Here is a 14933-nt window from a genome sequence, read left to right as displayed (position 1 = left end):
GGCGTGTGAAGCTATCCGCCTCCGGACAACATTTTACCGCCGCCGCCGACATTCAGCAGAGATTTTGGGGAAGGAAAAACTGATAAAAAAACCGGGCCGCAAGCCCGGTTCTGTTTCCGACACAAAGTTGCCCTACTCACTCAGCCCGCGGTTTTCCAGCATCGGCTCAATCTGTGGATCATGCCCGCGCCACTGGCGATAAAGTTCTGCTAAATCAGTGCTATTGCCGCGAGATAAAATCGCCTCGCGGAAGCGTTGACCGTTTTCGCGGGTCAGGCCGCCGTGCTCAACGAACCATTGGTAGCCGTCGTCCGCCAGCATCTGGGTCCACAGGTAGGCGTAATAGCCCGCGGCATAGCCGCCGCCAAAAATATGTGAGAAGTAGCTGCTACGGTAGCGCGGCGGCACCGCGGCCAGGTCCATCTGCTCCTGACGCAACGCCAGCGCTTCGAAGCTATCGACATCGCGCGGAATATCTGCCGACGAGAGGCTATGCCAGTGCATATCCAACAGCGCCGCCGCCAGCAGCTCGCTCATGTCATAACCCTTATTAAACTTCGCCGCGCGTAACATACGCTCACGCAGCGTATCCGGCATCGCTTCCCCGGTCTGATAATGGCGCGCATAGTGGGCGAACACCTGCGGTTGACTGGCCCAGTGCTCATAGATCTGCGACGGAAACTCGACAAAATCACGCGGCGTATTGGTCCCCGACAGACTGGCATAACGCTGACTGGCAAACAGCCCGTGCAGCGCGTGACCAAATTCATGGAATAAGGTGATGACCTCATCCCAGGAGAGCAGCGCGCTGTGGCCGGCCTTCGGTTTCTGGTAATTGCAAACGTTGTAAATCACCGGATGCTGCGCGAGCAGCGTGGATTGTTCAACGAAGACGTCCATCCACGCCCCGCCGCTTTTCGAATCCCGGGAAAAGTAGTCGCCGTAAAACAGCGCCAGACCTTCCCCGTTGGCGTCAAAGATTTCCCATACCCGGACGTCCGGGTGGTAAACCGGAATATCAAACCGTTCGACAAAGCGCAGGCCAAACAACTGCGATGCCGTCCAGAACACGCCATCCTCTAAAACGCGGTCGAGGGAGAAATAGGGTTTTAACTGTGCTTCATCGATGGCGAATGTCGCCCGGCGCACCTGTTCGCCGTAGTATAACCAGTCCCAGGCCTCGGCTTTAAAGCCGCCGCCCTCGCTATCAATCAGCTGTTGGATATCCGCCAGCTCGCGTTCCGCTCTTGCCCGGGCGGCCGGGGCTATCCGGCGCATGAACGCAAATGCCGCCTCGGGCGTTGCCGCCATTTGGTCGGCCATCGACCAGCTGGCGTAATCCGTCACGCCCAGCAGTTCGGCTTTACGGGCGCGAATCTCCGCCAGGCGAAGCACCAGCTCGCGAGTATCATTCGCATCGCCTTTCTGATTGCGTTTCCAGCCGGCGGCAAACAGATTCTCACGCGTCTGGCGACGGCGTAAGGCGAGTAACGCCGGCTGTTGAGTGGTGTTCAACAAAGGCAACAGCCAGCGGTCGCTTAGCCCTTTTTCCCGCGCGGCATCTGCGGCTTCAGCAATCTCTTCATCGCTGAGTCCCGCTAACTGCGCCGGGTCGTCAACCACCAGACCGCCGGATTTAACCGCCGCCAGCAGGCGCTGCTGAAACTGACTCTGTAAAGCCGCAGCCTGGGTATTCAAAGCCCGCAGCTCCGTTTTTTGCGCGTCAGCCAGGGTCGCGCCGGCCAGCGTAAAACGCTGCCAGGTGATCTCCAGCAGCCGGCGGGACTCGCTATCTGGCGGCAAGGTGTCACGCTGCTGCCATACCTGCTTCACGCGCTGGAACAGCGCTTCGTTAAGCCAGATATCATTTCCCAGATCCGCCAGCTCAGCAGAGAATTGCTCATCAAGCGCCTGCAGCGTCGGGTTGGTATGCGCCCCGGCCATGGCAAAAAACACCCGGGTGACGCGCGCCAGCAGCTGCCCGCTCTGCTCGAGCGCGACCAGCGTGTTGGCAAAGTCCGCCGGCTGCGGATTATTCACTATCGCGGCGATCTCCTCCCGCTGACGGCGAACGCCTTCATCAAATGCCGGTCGGTAATGGGTATCGTCAATCAGATCAAACTGAGGTGCCTGATAAGGCAACAGACTGACGCGCAAAAAAGGGTTATTGTCGGCCATCATCATCTCCTGGACTCGGTAATCCAGTAAGATTAGGCAACTCATTGATTGACCGCAATCATTTCCGCCGGCTGGCGAGCGGCGCTAGCCGAACACGGTCATAACAAAAAAAAGACAACGCTGGTCAGCAACAGCGCGCCCGTTACGCCAAGAATATCGATTGCCGTGCTGATTATGGTGGCGTGGGTCGGAATGCTCTCTTCTTCTTCCCATTCGTTCATCGGAACCCTCCTCAGGCAAAAAAGCGCCGACGCAAAAGGCCGGCGCGACAAGGATTTAAGTGTCAATCCTGCGCGCATCTATGGTGTGGCGGCAGAATAACAATCCCCATAATGCGTCGATGATCAATTCATGCCATGAATACATTCTTGTTTATTTTTCCACAAGGTTCGCATCATTGGCCAGCCGGCCACCTCTTTTCCCGCTAGCCAAAAGCGCCAGACCGCCCACTCTTGCCATAGCGATGTTTATCCCGGCGGAAGTCGCTTTCCCCCCGCTCACCGTCGCAATTACCTGTTTTGGAAACGTATTGCTTGTTCCACGGAGGTAGACTCTCTTTTCTTTTGTAGCTACAGTGCTGGTAACGAGCGGTTATCGTCATTGCTTAATCTTTTTGTGTTGTCCCCTGGCGCGCAGCAATACGCCGGCGGACCGTTTTTACGAAAAATATTAAGCAAGACGGTATTGAAATCCCCGGCATGAGACGGTTGGGGCATGATGAGAACATTGACAGGAGCGATGATGATTATTCTGATTACCGGTGCAACAGCAGGTTTTGGTGAAAGCATGACTCGCCGTTTTATCGCTAATGGTCACAAGGTGATCGCCACCGGGCGTCGTGAAGAGCGCCTGAAAACATTGCAGGATGAGCTGGGCAACAATCTCTACACCGCGCAACTGGATGTACGCAACCGCGCCGCGATTGAAGAGATGATTGCCGGGCTGCCGGCCGAGTGGCAGGCCATCGATGTGCTGGTCAATAACGCCGGTCTGGCGCTGGGCCTTGAGCCGGCGCATAAAGCCAGCGTTGAAGACTGGGAAGATATGATCGACACCAACAACAAAGGACTGGTCTATATGACCCGTGCCGTACTGCCGGGTATGGTTGAACGCAACCGCGGTCATATTATTAATATCGGTTCCACCGCCGGCAGCTGGCCCTATTCCGGCGGCAACGTTTACGGTGCGACCAAAGCCTTTGTGCGCCAGTTCAGCCTGAACCTGCGGACCGATCTGCACGGTACAGCCATTCGTGTGACCGATGTTGAGCCCGGCCTGGTCGGCGGTACTGAGTTCTCTAACGTGCGTTTTAAAGGCGACGATGCTAAAGCGGGTAAAGCCTACGAGAATACCCAGGCGTTAACACCGGAAGATGTGACCGAAGCGGTATGGTGGGTCGCTAACCTGCCTGCGCATGTCAATATCAACACGCTGGAAATGATGCCGGTCAGCCAAAGCTTTGCTGGTCTGAGCGTCCATCGCGCGGGTTAAAACCGACAGCCTGGCCGCTTTGCGGCCGGGTATGGGCGAATGGACAAATAACGCGTAAAATAGCGCATACCCCCCAATAAAAGTAACCATCAATGGCCGCAGAATTGCAACTTAATCCGACACAGCCTGTAAACCAGCAAATTTATCGTATCCTTCGCCATGATATCGTGCATTGTTTGATCCCGCCGGGTACCCCGCTGTCTGAGAAAGAAGTGTCTGTGCGTTTTAGCGTTTCCCGCCAACCGGTGCGTGAGGCTTTTATCAAACTGGCTGAGAATGGTCTTATTCAAATTCGTCCGCAGCGCGGCAGCTATGTCAATAAGATCTCACTTTCTCAGGTTCGCAACGGATGTTTCGTTCGCCAGGCTATCGAATGCGCCGTGGTGCGTCGTGCCGCCGGGATGATCACCGCCGAACAAATCTATCAGCTTGAGCAAAATCTTAACCAGCAGCGTATTGCCGTTGAGCGTCAGCAATTAAATGATTTTTTTCAGCTGGATGATGAGTTTCACCAAAAACTGTCGCTGATTGCCGACTGTCAGCTGGCGTGGGATACCGTCGAGAATATTAAAGCGACAATTGACCGGGTCCGCTACATGAGCCTCGATCACATTACGCCTCCGGAGATGCTGTTGCGCCAGCACCATCAAATTTTTCAGGCCCTGGAAAACCGTGATGCCGATGCGGTCGGTACCGCGATGAATATTCACCTGCATGAAATCAGTGAATCGGTATTATTAATTCGTCAGGAAAATCGCGACTGGTTTAGTGAAGAGTAAATGATTCCGGCGGCAGCCAAATTAACAGCAACACTGCCGCCCTGATTGATAAATACGCTAACGAACAACCAGCACCGGTATTTTTGCGTAGCGCAGGATAGATTCGGCGTTTGACCCGAGAAGATGGGTGGAAAGGCCCGGCGTGCGTGAGCCCACGACAATCACATCGAACTCGTCGGCATTACCGATAGCCAGTATTTCATCGCGAACATTGCCAAATACTACCCGGGTATGAATTCGCGCAGCGGGAATCGAGAACAGACGAGACAGCGTCTGCATTTTCTTTTCCGATTCCGCTTGCATAAAAGTTTCGAATTTCTGAATATCCGCAGCGAATCCGCGTAAAACCGAACGACTGCTGTTTGGCAATACGTTTAATAACGTAATTTCGCCCTCTTCAGCCGACGCCAGGAACTCAGCATGACGTACCGCTTTATCACTCAAATCCATTTCAAACACATCGACGGGCAAGAGAATTTTCTTGTACATGTTCGACTCCTTTTTTCGAGGCACTTAATTTCACTGCGCACATCATGACATATTTATTTTCAGTTCCACACCGCTAATAACCCTGTAATCTGGCATATTCATTAAAATAAACATCAATTATATATAGTTAACTCTGGATAGCTAAAGTTATGTATATTCAATGTCCTCGATCAATATTTTATAAAATATTCAATAAATATTTTTATATTCCAGAAAAAAAGCGACCCGGATGTTAACAGACGCGGATTGCAAAAAATAAGACACCCAAATGGGTGTCTTAATATCAGGTCGACTGGGCGGGATAATGCTAGTGGGTCTGAGCCCAGGCGGCAACGGTCGCCTTCGCGCCCCGCTCTTTCAACGACAGCCAGGCGTTCGTCACGGCATCGACAAAACGGCCGTTCTGCGGCAAATCGTGGCCAAAGATGGCTTCGATACCCAGCAACGCTTTCACCCGTTCCGGCCCCTCCGCGCTGTTCTGGACCGCCTGCTGAATCACCGGCAGCAGCGGATCGCAGATCTCAATCGCCTGCCCCTGCTCATCAACGCCGCCGACATAGCACATCCAGCCCGCGATCCCCATCGCCAGCAGGCTGAAGTCGGTGCGCTGCGCGAGATGCCAGCGCACGGAATCCAGCATCCGCTGCGGCAGTTTCTGGCTGCCGTCCATCGCAATTTGCCAGGTGCGGTGCTTCAGCGCCGGGTTGCTGTAACGGTCGATGAGAAGCCCGGCGTAATGTTCCAGATCAACCCCCTGGACTTTCAGCGTCGGCGCCTGTTCGTTGAGCATTAAAGTGCGCGCCGCACGGCGGTAATTCTGATCCTGCATACAGTCATTGATATGCTGATAACCGGCCAGATATCCCAGATAGGCGAGGAAAGAGTGGCTGCCGTTGAGCATACGCAGCTTCATCTCTTCAAAAGGCACTACGTCAGCGACCAGTTCGGCCCCCGCCTGTTCCCACGCCGGACGACCCGCCACAAAGTTGTCTTCAATCACCCACTGGCGGAACGGCTCACAGGCTACGCCCGCCGGATCGCGCACCCCGGTCAACTGCTCGATTTTATCCAGCGTGTCGGCCGTCACGGCCGGCACAATGCGGTCAACCATCGTCGACGGGAAGGTCACCTGTTGCGCAATCCAGTCGGCGAGATCGCCGTCAATCGCACGCGCCAGGGCACAAACCACATTGCGCGTGACATGGCCGTTCTCCGGCATATTATCGCAGGACATCACGCTGAATGCCGGTAAGCCTGCGGCTTTGCGCCGAGCAAGGGCTTCAACGATAACGCCTGGCGCAGATTTCGGCTGGTGCGGATTCAGGATATCCGCAGCGATCAGCGGGTGTTCCAGCTGTATCTCGCCGGTGGACGGCGAGTGGCAATAGCCTTTTTCGGTAATCGTCAGGGATACAATCGCCACCTGAGGCTCACACATCTTCGCCAGCACGCTCTCCAGGCCGTCGACCTCTGCATGCATTGCTTGCTTAACCACGCCGACCACGCGGGCCGTCCAGGCATCCGCCGACATTTCGGCAACGGTATACAGGAGAGCCTGTTTCTGCAGATCGGCAATCTGCTGTTCGCCGCCAATCAGGTTAACTTCGGTGTAGCCCCAATCGCTCCCCTGTTCTGCCGCCAGAATATCGGCATAGACCGCCTGGTGTGCGCGATGGAATGCGCCAAAACCCAGATGGACAATGCGCGAAACCAGTTTGCTGCGATCGTAGGAAGGAAGCGTTGCCTTGGCTGTTAAAAGCGTGTTTTCCATGGTGACTCTCATTTTTATGATTACTGATCAACCATTCTCGAGGAGAATGCCTCTGTGAGGTGAACCATCTCATGCAATTGGTATAACATCTTTGATTTCCATCAACTACCATACAAGAAGATTTCACCATTCACAGTCTGTTTCACTAAGCGTGAGTAGAGGAAATAAAAAGCCGGGTTGCGCACCCGGCCAGCTTGCACGTCAGTCAGTCAACCGATCAGGTTAACTGACCGCTTCTCACCGCGCGATGTTGAGGAGTGGCATCCGCCGCATCGTCCAGCAAGCTCAGATCGCGGTCGCGCACTTCCGGCATAAGGAGAGCGGAGAGCAAACCAATAGACGAGTAACAAATCAGCATGGCGACAATCGGCCACCATGACCCCGTCATATTACAGAAAATACCTGCCAGCACCGGGCCAAAACCCACAGCAACTAATCCACCGGTTTCTTTTGAAATCGCCATTCGCGTAAAGCGGTTACGCGAACCAAAGATTTCCGCCATCGTGATATTTTCCAGCGCGAACAGACCCAGCACGGCAATATTATGGATGACAATCAACGATGCCATAATTGCACCGACGCTGTAGCTCTTATCAACAATAATCGAGACCATCGGATATGCCAGTAAAATGGCGGTGATATTCACGATAATATAAGGTACGCGGCGACCGATTTTATCGGATAACCACCCGAGGAGAGGGATGGTGATAAAACCGATCCCGGAACTAATCATTAGGGCATCGGTTGGAATGGCTTTATCAAATAATAAGGTCTGTACCAGATAGCCGGCCAGGAACGTTTGCAATAACCCTGAATTACCCGCCTGACCAAAGCGTAACCCGGTTGCCAGCCAGAAGGATTTACTTTTCAGCATCGCGCCAAAGGTAGCCTCCCGATCCGCAACGCCGGTTTGCAGCTCGCTTCCCTCGTTGACCTGTTCAAATACCGGACTTTCTTTAAGGTTCAGACGCAGCCAGATAGCGAATATCATCACCACTGCGCTGGCCAGGAACGGGATTCGCCATCCCCATGCCACAAGCTCTTCACGGTCAAGAAGGAAAAACATGATTGCCCAGATAGCCGTTGCGCTCAGCGTACCGCAGTTGGTACCCATTGCCACCAGCGACGAAATGATGCCGCGTTTCCCCTTTGGCGCATATTCGGCCAACATGGTACCTGCTCCGGAGATTTCAGCCCCGGCGCCCAGCCCCTGGATAATACGTAAAGTCACCAGCAACACGGGCGCAAAAATGCCTACCTGCGCATAGGTAGGCAACACCCCAATCAGGGTGGTACAAATGCCCATCATCGTAATAGTGATAAAGAGAACTCTTTTACGTCCGATCTTGTCCCCCATCCGGCCAAAGATAAAAGCACCGACGATTCGCGCAATATATCCCGCACCATACGTCCCCATTGCCAGAATGAGCGCCATGGCGGCTGATTGCTCAGGAAAAAAGATTTCATGAAAAACCAGCGCTGCCCCTAAAGAATAGAGTTGAAAGTCCATGAACTCCAGAGCGGTCCCTAACCATCCAGACACAGCCGCACGGATGAGATCGGCCGTTGTTCTCTCATTATTTACTGTAGTCATCATTATTTTCTCTAATTGTTAGAAGTCGAGCTTGCATTTATTATTAGAGTCAAAAGGTCAATAAAACCTTACAACAGCTCTTTCTGTCTTTTTCAAAAATTTCGATAGCGTCAACAATATTCTGATATTCAAAAGCATGGGTAATAAGTGCTTCAGGATCAATTAACCCCTGCTCTAACCATGCTAATACAACGGGGAATTTATGCGCATTCAGCCGCGATGAAAATATAGACAGTTCTTTACCGGTAATACCTTGCTGGGCAACCTGAGAGGGTTCAGTTGAGAATCCCATGAGCACAATTCTGGCCGCCGGAGAGGCCAGCGTCACTGCCTCCTGAAAAATTGACGGGTGACACGCCGCATCAATAATCAGCGTCGGTTTAATACCTTTATCCTGCAGGCATTCAGCTAATGACGTCTGACCGTTGTTGATAGTCCAGTCGGCACCATTGCGCTTCGCCATTTGCAGGCGTTCGTCGATCTGGTCAGTCACAATCACCTGCTTAACCCGATAGACCCGCTTTAGCACCTGAATCGTTGTTAAGCCCATCGGCCCGGCGCCGAATACCAGCGCGATGTCCTGATCCGTCGGTTTAACCTGTCCGGTGACGTTGGCAGCAATGGTGAAAGGCTCAACCATTACCGCGTGCCGATCGGGTACCGTGTCCGGCACTAGCCAGCAATTTTGAGCCGGCACAACCACATACTCGCTAAAACCGCCATCCCGGTGGACACCGAGAACCACCAGAGAAGTGCAGACGTTAGGTTTCCCCACTGAGCAAGGATAGCAATGACCACAGCTAATCACCGGGTCAACGCTCACCCGCTGGCCGACCTTCCTGTCCGTCACCCCATCGCCAACGGCGTCGATAATGCCGTAGAATTCATGGCCAATAACGCGGGGATATTTAGCAAAAGGATTATGCCCGCGGTAGATATGGCTATCGGAACCGCAAATCCCCGCCAGCTTAACCTTTACCCGCACTTCTCCCGGTGCAGGTTCCGGCCGCGCGCGTTCTTCGATGACCAGGTCATCAGGCCGACGAATCACAATACTCTTCACATTTCTCTCCTTACCAGTTCCACAAGTCTTCACTTCCAGTCCGGCCACAGGCAAACAGGCTGGTTCATACGGGATTTCGCAACCCGTTTTTCATCAAACACGATGCCCGGCACGGCTTTCTCCCGCAGACATATAGCCGTCGCAGCAGGTCCATCTGTGTGGTAAATCGCCATCAATTGATCAAAATTAAAACATCAGACCTACTACCATACAAGTATAAAGTTAAAAAAAGACGCGTTGTGTCACACTCTTACGGCGACGTGAAGGAGATGAGTGAGGTCCGCTGTAGCGCCGGAGACGGCAGGAAGCGAGGCGGTGAAATGCGCTTAGCCAGCGGGATTAACGGGACGCCGACGAATCGTCTCACCCACCGCGCTTAGCGAATGAACATCAGCGATATGGCTGTCTGCGTCGATTTTTACCACGCGCGTTAAGCGCGTCCCCAGCCAGCGACAATAATCAACATGCCGCACAGCGCAATCAGCGCCCCCGCCCAGTCATAATGGCTAAGCTTAACGCCATCGACAAAACGCAACCACAGCAGCGCGGTGCAGACATATACGCCGCCGTAAGCGGCATACACCCGCCCGCTTGCTGCCGGATGCAGCGTCAGCAACCAGACAAACATCATCAGCGCCAGACCTGCCGGAATTAACAGCAGCGGCGTTGCGCCGCGTTTTAACCATAGCCAGGGTAAATAACATCCGAGAATTTCACAGAGCGCGGTGGCAAAGAAAAGCAGCGTTGTTTTGAACATTAAAGACACGTAAAGAGAGCAGGTTGTTGGCCCATTTTACGCAATAATCTCCCTCTTCCCCACTCTTTTGTCGGGTATGCCGGCGAAAAGAGATGTAGTAAACTGCCTGCAGATTGCAGGGGCTTCCCCTTTTTATCACTCAAAGGAAACCGTGATGAAAATGACACAGAACACACGTTGCTGCCTGACGGCTATGCTGGCGCTGAGCGCCGTACTTTTTACCGCATCGTCTTTCGCGCAAACCAGCAAGCTGGTGATTGAATCCGGCGATAGCGCACAAAGCCGCCAGCAGGCCACCATGGAAAAAGAGCAGTGGAACGACACTCGCTCTTTGCGTCACAAGGTCAACACCCGCACCGAAAAAGAGTGGGATAAGGCTGACGTCGCTTTTGATGCGCAGGACAACTGCCAGAAGAGCGCGAACGTCAACGCGTACTGGGAACCGAACACCCTGCGCTGCCTCGACCGCCGTACAGGTCGCGCCATTGCGCCCTAATCCGTCACGCATCCATGGCGCCCGCGGGCGCGATATTTAGCTTTTATCGACAGGAACAGCCATGACCGACGCATATTCAATCAAACTTCGTCCGCTCGAGCGTGAAGACTTACGTTTTGTCCACCAGCTCGATAACAATGCCAGCGTGATGCGCTACTGGTTCGAAGAGCCCTACGAAGCCTTCGTTGAGCTCTCCGACCTTTACGATAAACACATTCACGATCAGAGCGAACGCCGGTTTGTTATCGAATGTAATGGTGAAAAAGCCGGGCTGGTGGAGCTGGTTGAGATCAACCACGTCCATCGCCGCGCCGAATTCCAAATCATCATTTCACCGGATTATCAGGGAAAAGGTCTGGCGACACGCGCGGCGAAGCTGGCGATGGACTATGGTTTTACGGTTCTCAATCTGTACAAACTGTATCTCATCGTCGACAGCGAAAATGAAAAAGCCATCCACATCTACCGCAAGCTTGGGTTTATGGTAGAGGGAGAGCTGATTCATGAATTTTTCATCAACGGCGAATATCGCAACACCATTCGTATGTGCCTGTTCCAGCATCAGTATATTAGCGAACACCGCACCCAGGGGCAGTCGCTGCTGAAGCCCACGGCTCAGTAGTATTCGATACTGTTTTTGATGGTATAACGACGGGTCAGCGGCGGCTGAACGCTTTCATCGACCACCTGCAGCTGGCAATCAACCGGGTTATCGTGGCTATCGTAGTCACAGGTTTGACGCACGTTCCCCAGTTGACGATCGTTAAAGGTGCTGGTCGCCGTGTAATCCAGCTTTTTACGCGGATCCGTCGCCGGCGTGGAGACCACCGTAAAACGCTCATTTTTCGCCACGGTGGTTTTACCGGTCGGATACCCCTCGCTGTCATACCGGTAGGTGGCCGTCGTCTCTTTGCCACGCGCGGCCACCACAAAGCCGTTATCATCCGTCTCCCAGGTAATGCCTGCCGACGGCAGTTCCGCAAGCTGGCATTTTCCCTGCAGGCGCAGGCGTTTCTCGCGGGTGCGGGCATCAAGATAGAAGTTGGCATCCAGCATCAGCGTCGCGCCGGTATTATTTTCCCGATCTTCCAGGTCCAACAGATCGAAACAGCCCTCCCTGGACAGGCTTGCACTCACCCGTTTAACCACCTCATCGTGTTCGTCGAACAGCGTCTGGCTAAAATCTTTCACCGGACCACGCAGCGGATCGAACTCGAACTCATTGGAAAAACTCGCCATTTCCGGCGTAAATGCTTCAGGCTTTTTCTGCGCATCGCAGGCGCTGAGCACCATCACCGCCGCTATCAGCAATAACCGTTTTTTCACGCCGAATCCCTTTTGTGTACATTGCAATCATATTAGCAAATACAATTGTTTACACCAGTTCTGCTATGCTTAAATCTGGATAACATTAATAAGGAGTCTATGATGAAACGCTCTCTCTGGCTATGCGCCGCTCTGCTGCTGGGTTCAACCTCGGCGCTGGCCGCTCCCGATTCCTGCGAACGCGTGAAGAACGATATTCAACAAAAGATTGTCAACAACGGCGTGCCGGCCTCAGGCTTTACTTTGGCGATCGTACCCAACGATCAACCCGATCAGCCCGGTGCCCAGGTTGTCGGCCACTGCGCTAACGACACCTTCAAAATTACCTATACGCGCAGCGCCGATTCCGACAGCGAAGTCCGTTAAGCACTTATTTTCATTCGAAGGATATTATCCCTGAGTTGACCAGGGATAATATCCTTCTACCCCACTTTGCGTATGATTGCTCGCCCATACACCGGAAAATGATACCGGCGATCTTTCAGCGGCAACACAACGATGGGGTGAGCCATGTCCAGTCAGGAACATTCTGGCGGCGTCAGCCGACGCACGTTAATCAAATCGTCTGCGATAGGCTCACTGCCGCTCGCCGCCGGTGGACTCTCGCTTCCTTTCAGTCTGCGTTCCGCTGCGGCGGCCGTTCAGCAGGCGACACAAAGTGAAGAGCGCATCGTCTGGGGCGCCTGTTCGGTAAACTGCGGCAGCCGCTGCGCGCTGCGTCTGCACGTTCGCGATAATGAAGTCACCTGGGTAGAAACGGATAATACCGGGATGGATAATTATGGCGATCATCAGGTACGCGCCTGTCTGCGCGGCCGCTCTATTCGCCGGCGAATCAATCACCCGGATCGCCTGAATTACCCGATGAAACGCGTCGGCAAACGCGGTGAAGGCAAGTTTGAGCGCATCAGTTGGCAAGAAGCGCTGGATACTATCGCCGGCAATCTGCAAAGAGTCGTCAAAGACTACGGCAACGAGGCGGTTTACATTAACTATTCGTCGGGGATTGTCGGCGGCAATATGACCCGTTCCTCGCCTTCGGCCTCGCCGGTCACCCGCCTGATGAACTGCTATGGCGGGTCGCTGAATCAGTACGGCACTTACAGTACCGCCCAGATTGCCTGCGCCATGCCCTATACCTACGGCAGTAACGAGGGCAACAGCACCTCAGATATCGAAAACAGCAGACTGGTGGTGATGTTCGGTAATAACCCGGCGGAAACCCGCATGAGCGGCGGCGGCATTACCTGGTATCTCGAGCAGGCCCGCGAACGCTCCAACGCGCGGATGATTGTCATTGACCCCCGCTATACCGATACTGCCGCCGGGCGGGAAGATGAATGGATCCCGATCCGTCCAGGCACCGACGCCGCACTGGTAGCCGGTATCGCCTGGGTACTGATTAACGAGAATCTGGTCGATCAGCCGTTCCTGGATAAATACTGCGTCGGCTACGACGAAACAACCCTTCCCGCCGGCGCCCCGCCAAACGGTCACTACAAAGCCTATATTCTCGGTCACGGCGAGGACGCTACCGCCAAAACGCCGCAGTGGGCGTCGCGGATCACCGGGATCCCCGTCGACCGAATCATTAAGCTGGCCCGCGAAATTGGCACCACCCGACCCGCCTGTATTTGCCAGGGCTGGGGACCGCAGCGCCAGGCTAACGGGGAGCTGGCTTCCCGGGCGATTGCCATGCTGCCGATTCTGACCGGTAACGTCGGCATTAACGGCGGTAACAGCGGCGCGCGCGAATCGACCTATACCCTGACCATTGAGCGCCTGCCGGTGCTGGTCAATCCGGTCAAAACCGCCATCTCCTGCTTTAGCTGGACCGACGCCATCGCGCGCGGCCCGGAGATGACCGCGCTGCGTGACGGCGTCAGAGGCAAAGATAAGCTGGATGTCCCGATTAAGTTTATCTGGAACTACGCCGGGAATACCCTCGTCAACCAGCATTCTGATATCAACAAAACCCACGAAATTCTCAAGGACGAGAAAAAATGCGAGATGATCGTGGTGATCGAAAACTTTATGACCTCTTCGGCGAAGTATGCCGACATTCTGCTGCCGGACCTGATGACCGTCGAACAGGAAGACATTATCCCTAACGACTACGCCGGGAACATGGGCTACCTGATTTTTATTCAGCCCGCGACCCCGGCAAAATTCGAACGCAAACCGATCTACTGGATCCTCAGTGAAGTGGCAAAACGCCTCGGCGATGATATTTATCAACGCTTTACCGAAGGTCGCACCCAGGAGCAGTGGCTCCAGTATCTGTACGCTAAAATGCTGGCCAGAGATCCGGCGCTGCCCTCCTATGAGGCCCTGAAAGCAATAGGGATTTACAAGCGTAAAGATCCGGACGGCCATTTTGTCGCCTATCGCGATTTTCGTGCGGACCCGCTCTCACACCCGTTAAAAACGCCCTCCGGCAAAATTGAGATTTACTCCAGTCAGCTGGCGGATATTGCTGCCCGTTGGCAGTTGCAAACGGATGAAACGATCGACCCGTTGCCGATTTACGCCTCCACTTTCGAAGGCTGGGATGACCCGCTGCGCGACCAGTTCCCGCTGCAGCTTTTCGGTTTTCACTACAAAGCCCGAACCCACTCCAGCTACGGGAACGTCGATGTGCTGCAGGCCGCCTGCCGCCAGGAGGTATGGATCAATCCGCTTGATGCCGGGAAGCGCGGAATTAAAAACGGCGATCTGGTACGCGTCTTCAACCCGCGCGGCGAATTGCATATTCCGGCGAAAGTTACGCCGCGTATCATGCCCGGCGTAGCGGCCATGGGCCAGGGAGCATGGCATGACGCCAGCATGGACGGTGACCGCATCGATCGTGGCGCCTGCATTAATACCCTGACCACCCATCGCCCTTCACCGCTGGCCAAAGGAAATCCACAGCATACGAACCTCGTTGACATCGCCAGAATCGAGGGCCCGGCGTCATGATCTCCCGGAAGCAATGTCACGCAGACGG

14 protein-coding genes are annotated in these 14933 nt (G+C 54.2%); 6 read left to right on the top strand and 8 right to left on the bottom strand.

All coding sequences use genetic code 11. From position 1 onward, the window contains the following. Positions 1-132: 132 nt before the first annotated feature. Both dcp and BV390_RS31805 read right to left on the bottom strand, forming a co-directional pair. Positions 133-2178 (bottom strand): peptidyl-dipeptidase Dcp, encoded by a 2046-nt coding sequence (gene dcp, locus BV390_RS10690; RefSeq protein ID WP_085396907.1) that lies wholly within the window; start codon positions 2176-2178, stop codon positions 133-135. 98 nt (positions 2179-2276) lie between these two features. Further along, positions 2277-2399 (bottom strand): hypothetical protein, encoded by a 123-nt coding sequence (locus BV390_RS31805; protein WP_255379489.1) that lies wholly within the window; start codon positions 2397-2399, stop codon positions 2277-2279. A 520-nt stretch (positions 2400-2919) separates the two neighbouring features. Here BV390_RS31805 and ydfG point away from each other — a divergent pair. Both ydfG and BV390_RS10680 read left to right on the top strand, forming a co-directional pair. Further along, positions 2920-3669 (top strand): bifunctional NADP-dependent 3-hydroxy acid dehydrogenase/3-hydroxypropionate dehydrogenase YdfG, encoded by a 750-nt coding sequence (gene ydfG, locus BV390_RS10685; RefSeq protein WP_032687530.1) that lies wholly within the window; start codon positions 2920-2922, stop codon positions 3667-3669. Between the two features lie 92 nt (positions 3670-3761). Continuing rightward, positions 3762-4448 carry a GntR family transcriptional regulator gene (locus BV390_RS10680; protein ID WP_032687529.1) on the top strand — a complete coding sequence of 229 codons (687 nt, stop codon included), beginning with the start codon at positions 3762-3764 and terminating at the stop codon, positions 4446-4448. A 57-nt stretch (positions 4449-4505) separates the two neighbouring features. On the opposite strand, the gene BV390_RS10675 is transcribed toward BV390_RS10680, so the two are convergent. The 5 genes from BV390_RS10675 to BV390_RS10655 all read right to left on the bottom strand — a co-directional run bounded on the left by BV390_RS10675 (position 4506) and on the right by BV390_RS10655 (position 10122). Beyond that, positions 4506-4937 carry a universal stress protein gene (locus BV390_RS10675; protein ID WP_032687528.1) on the bottom strand — a complete coding sequence of 144 codons (432 nt, stop codon included), beginning with the start codon at positions 4935-4937 and terminating at the stop codon, positions 4506-4508. A gap of 307 nt (positions 4938-5244) precedes the next feature. Continuing rightward, positions 5245-6708: a mannitol dehydrogenase family protein gene (locus tag BV390_RS10670; protein WP_032687527.1), complete on the bottom strand. Its 1464-nt coding sequence runs from the start codon at positions 6706-6708 to the stop codon at positions 5245-5247. Between the two features lie 217 nt (positions 6709-6925). Further along, the gene (locus tag BV390_RS10665) at positions 6926-8302 is read right to left on the bottom strand and encodes an MFS transporter (protein ID WP_085396905.1); all 1377 of its coding nucleotides are present in this window, start codon (positions 8300-8302) and stop codon (positions 6926-6928) included. 49 nt (positions 8303-8351) lie between these two features. Next, on the bottom strand, positions 8352-9365 hold the full coding sequence (locus BV390_RS10660) for a Zn-dependent oxidoreductase (RefSeq protein ID WP_085396904.1): 1014 nt from the start codon (positions 9363-9365) through the stop codon (positions 8352-8354). Between the two features lie 430 nt (positions 9366-9795). Beyond that, positions 9796-10122 (bottom strand): YnfA family protein, encoded by a 327-nt coding sequence (locus BV390_RS10655; RefSeq protein ID WP_004862432.1) that lies wholly within the window; start codon positions 10120-10122, stop codon positions 9796-9798. 154 nt (positions 10123-10276) lie between these two features. Between BV390_RS10655 and BV390_RS10650 the strand changes: the two genes are divergently transcribed. Beyond that, positions 10277-10618, top strand: coding sequence for a DUF1283 family protein (locus BV390_RS10650; protein ID WP_032687521.1), 342 nt, complete (start codon positions 10277-10279; stop codon positions 10616-10618). Positions 10619-10679: 61 nt separating this feature from the next. Then, a complete protein-coding gene (speG, locus tag BV390_RS10645) occupies positions 10680-11240 on the top strand; it encodes a spermidine N1-acetyltransferase (RefSeq protein ID WP_004862437.1) in 561 nt (186 codons plus the stop codon). Here the strand turns inward: speG and BV390_RS10640 are convergent. Then, a complete protein-coding gene (locus BV390_RS10640; protein ID WP_155032412.1) occupies positions 11234-11911 on the bottom strand; it encodes a YnfC family lipoprotein in 678 nt (225 codons plus the stop codon). The two genes, speG and BV390_RS10640, sit on opposite strands and share 7 nt — an antisense overlap. Positions 11912-12046: 135 nt before the next feature. Here BV390_RS10640 and BV390_RS10635 point away from each other — a divergent pair, with 135 nt between their 5' ends. Further along, a complete protein-coding gene (locus BV390_RS10635; RefSeq protein WP_032687519.1) occupies positions 12047-12310 on the top strand; it encodes a DUF1161 domain-containing protein in 264 nt (87 codons plus the stop codon). 144 nt (positions 12311-12454) lie between these two features. After that, positions 12455-14905 (top strand): selenate/tellurate reductase subunit YnfE, encoded by a 2451-nt coding sequence (gene ynfE / locus BV390_RS10630; RefSeq protein ID WP_085396902.1) that lies wholly within the window; start codon positions 12455-12457, stop codon positions 14903-14905. Positions 14906-14933: the final 28 nt, after the last annotated feature.

The organism is Klebsiella sp. YJ (genome assembly GCF_002108615.1).
In the GTDB taxonomy this organism is placed as follows: domain Bacteria; phylum Pseudomonadota; class Gammaproteobacteria; order Enterobacterales; family Enterobacteriaceae; genus Klebsiella; species Klebsiella planticola.
The sequence above is the reverse complement of the archived record's forward strand: the minus strand, read 5'-3'. Positions and strand labels throughout refer to the sequence as shown.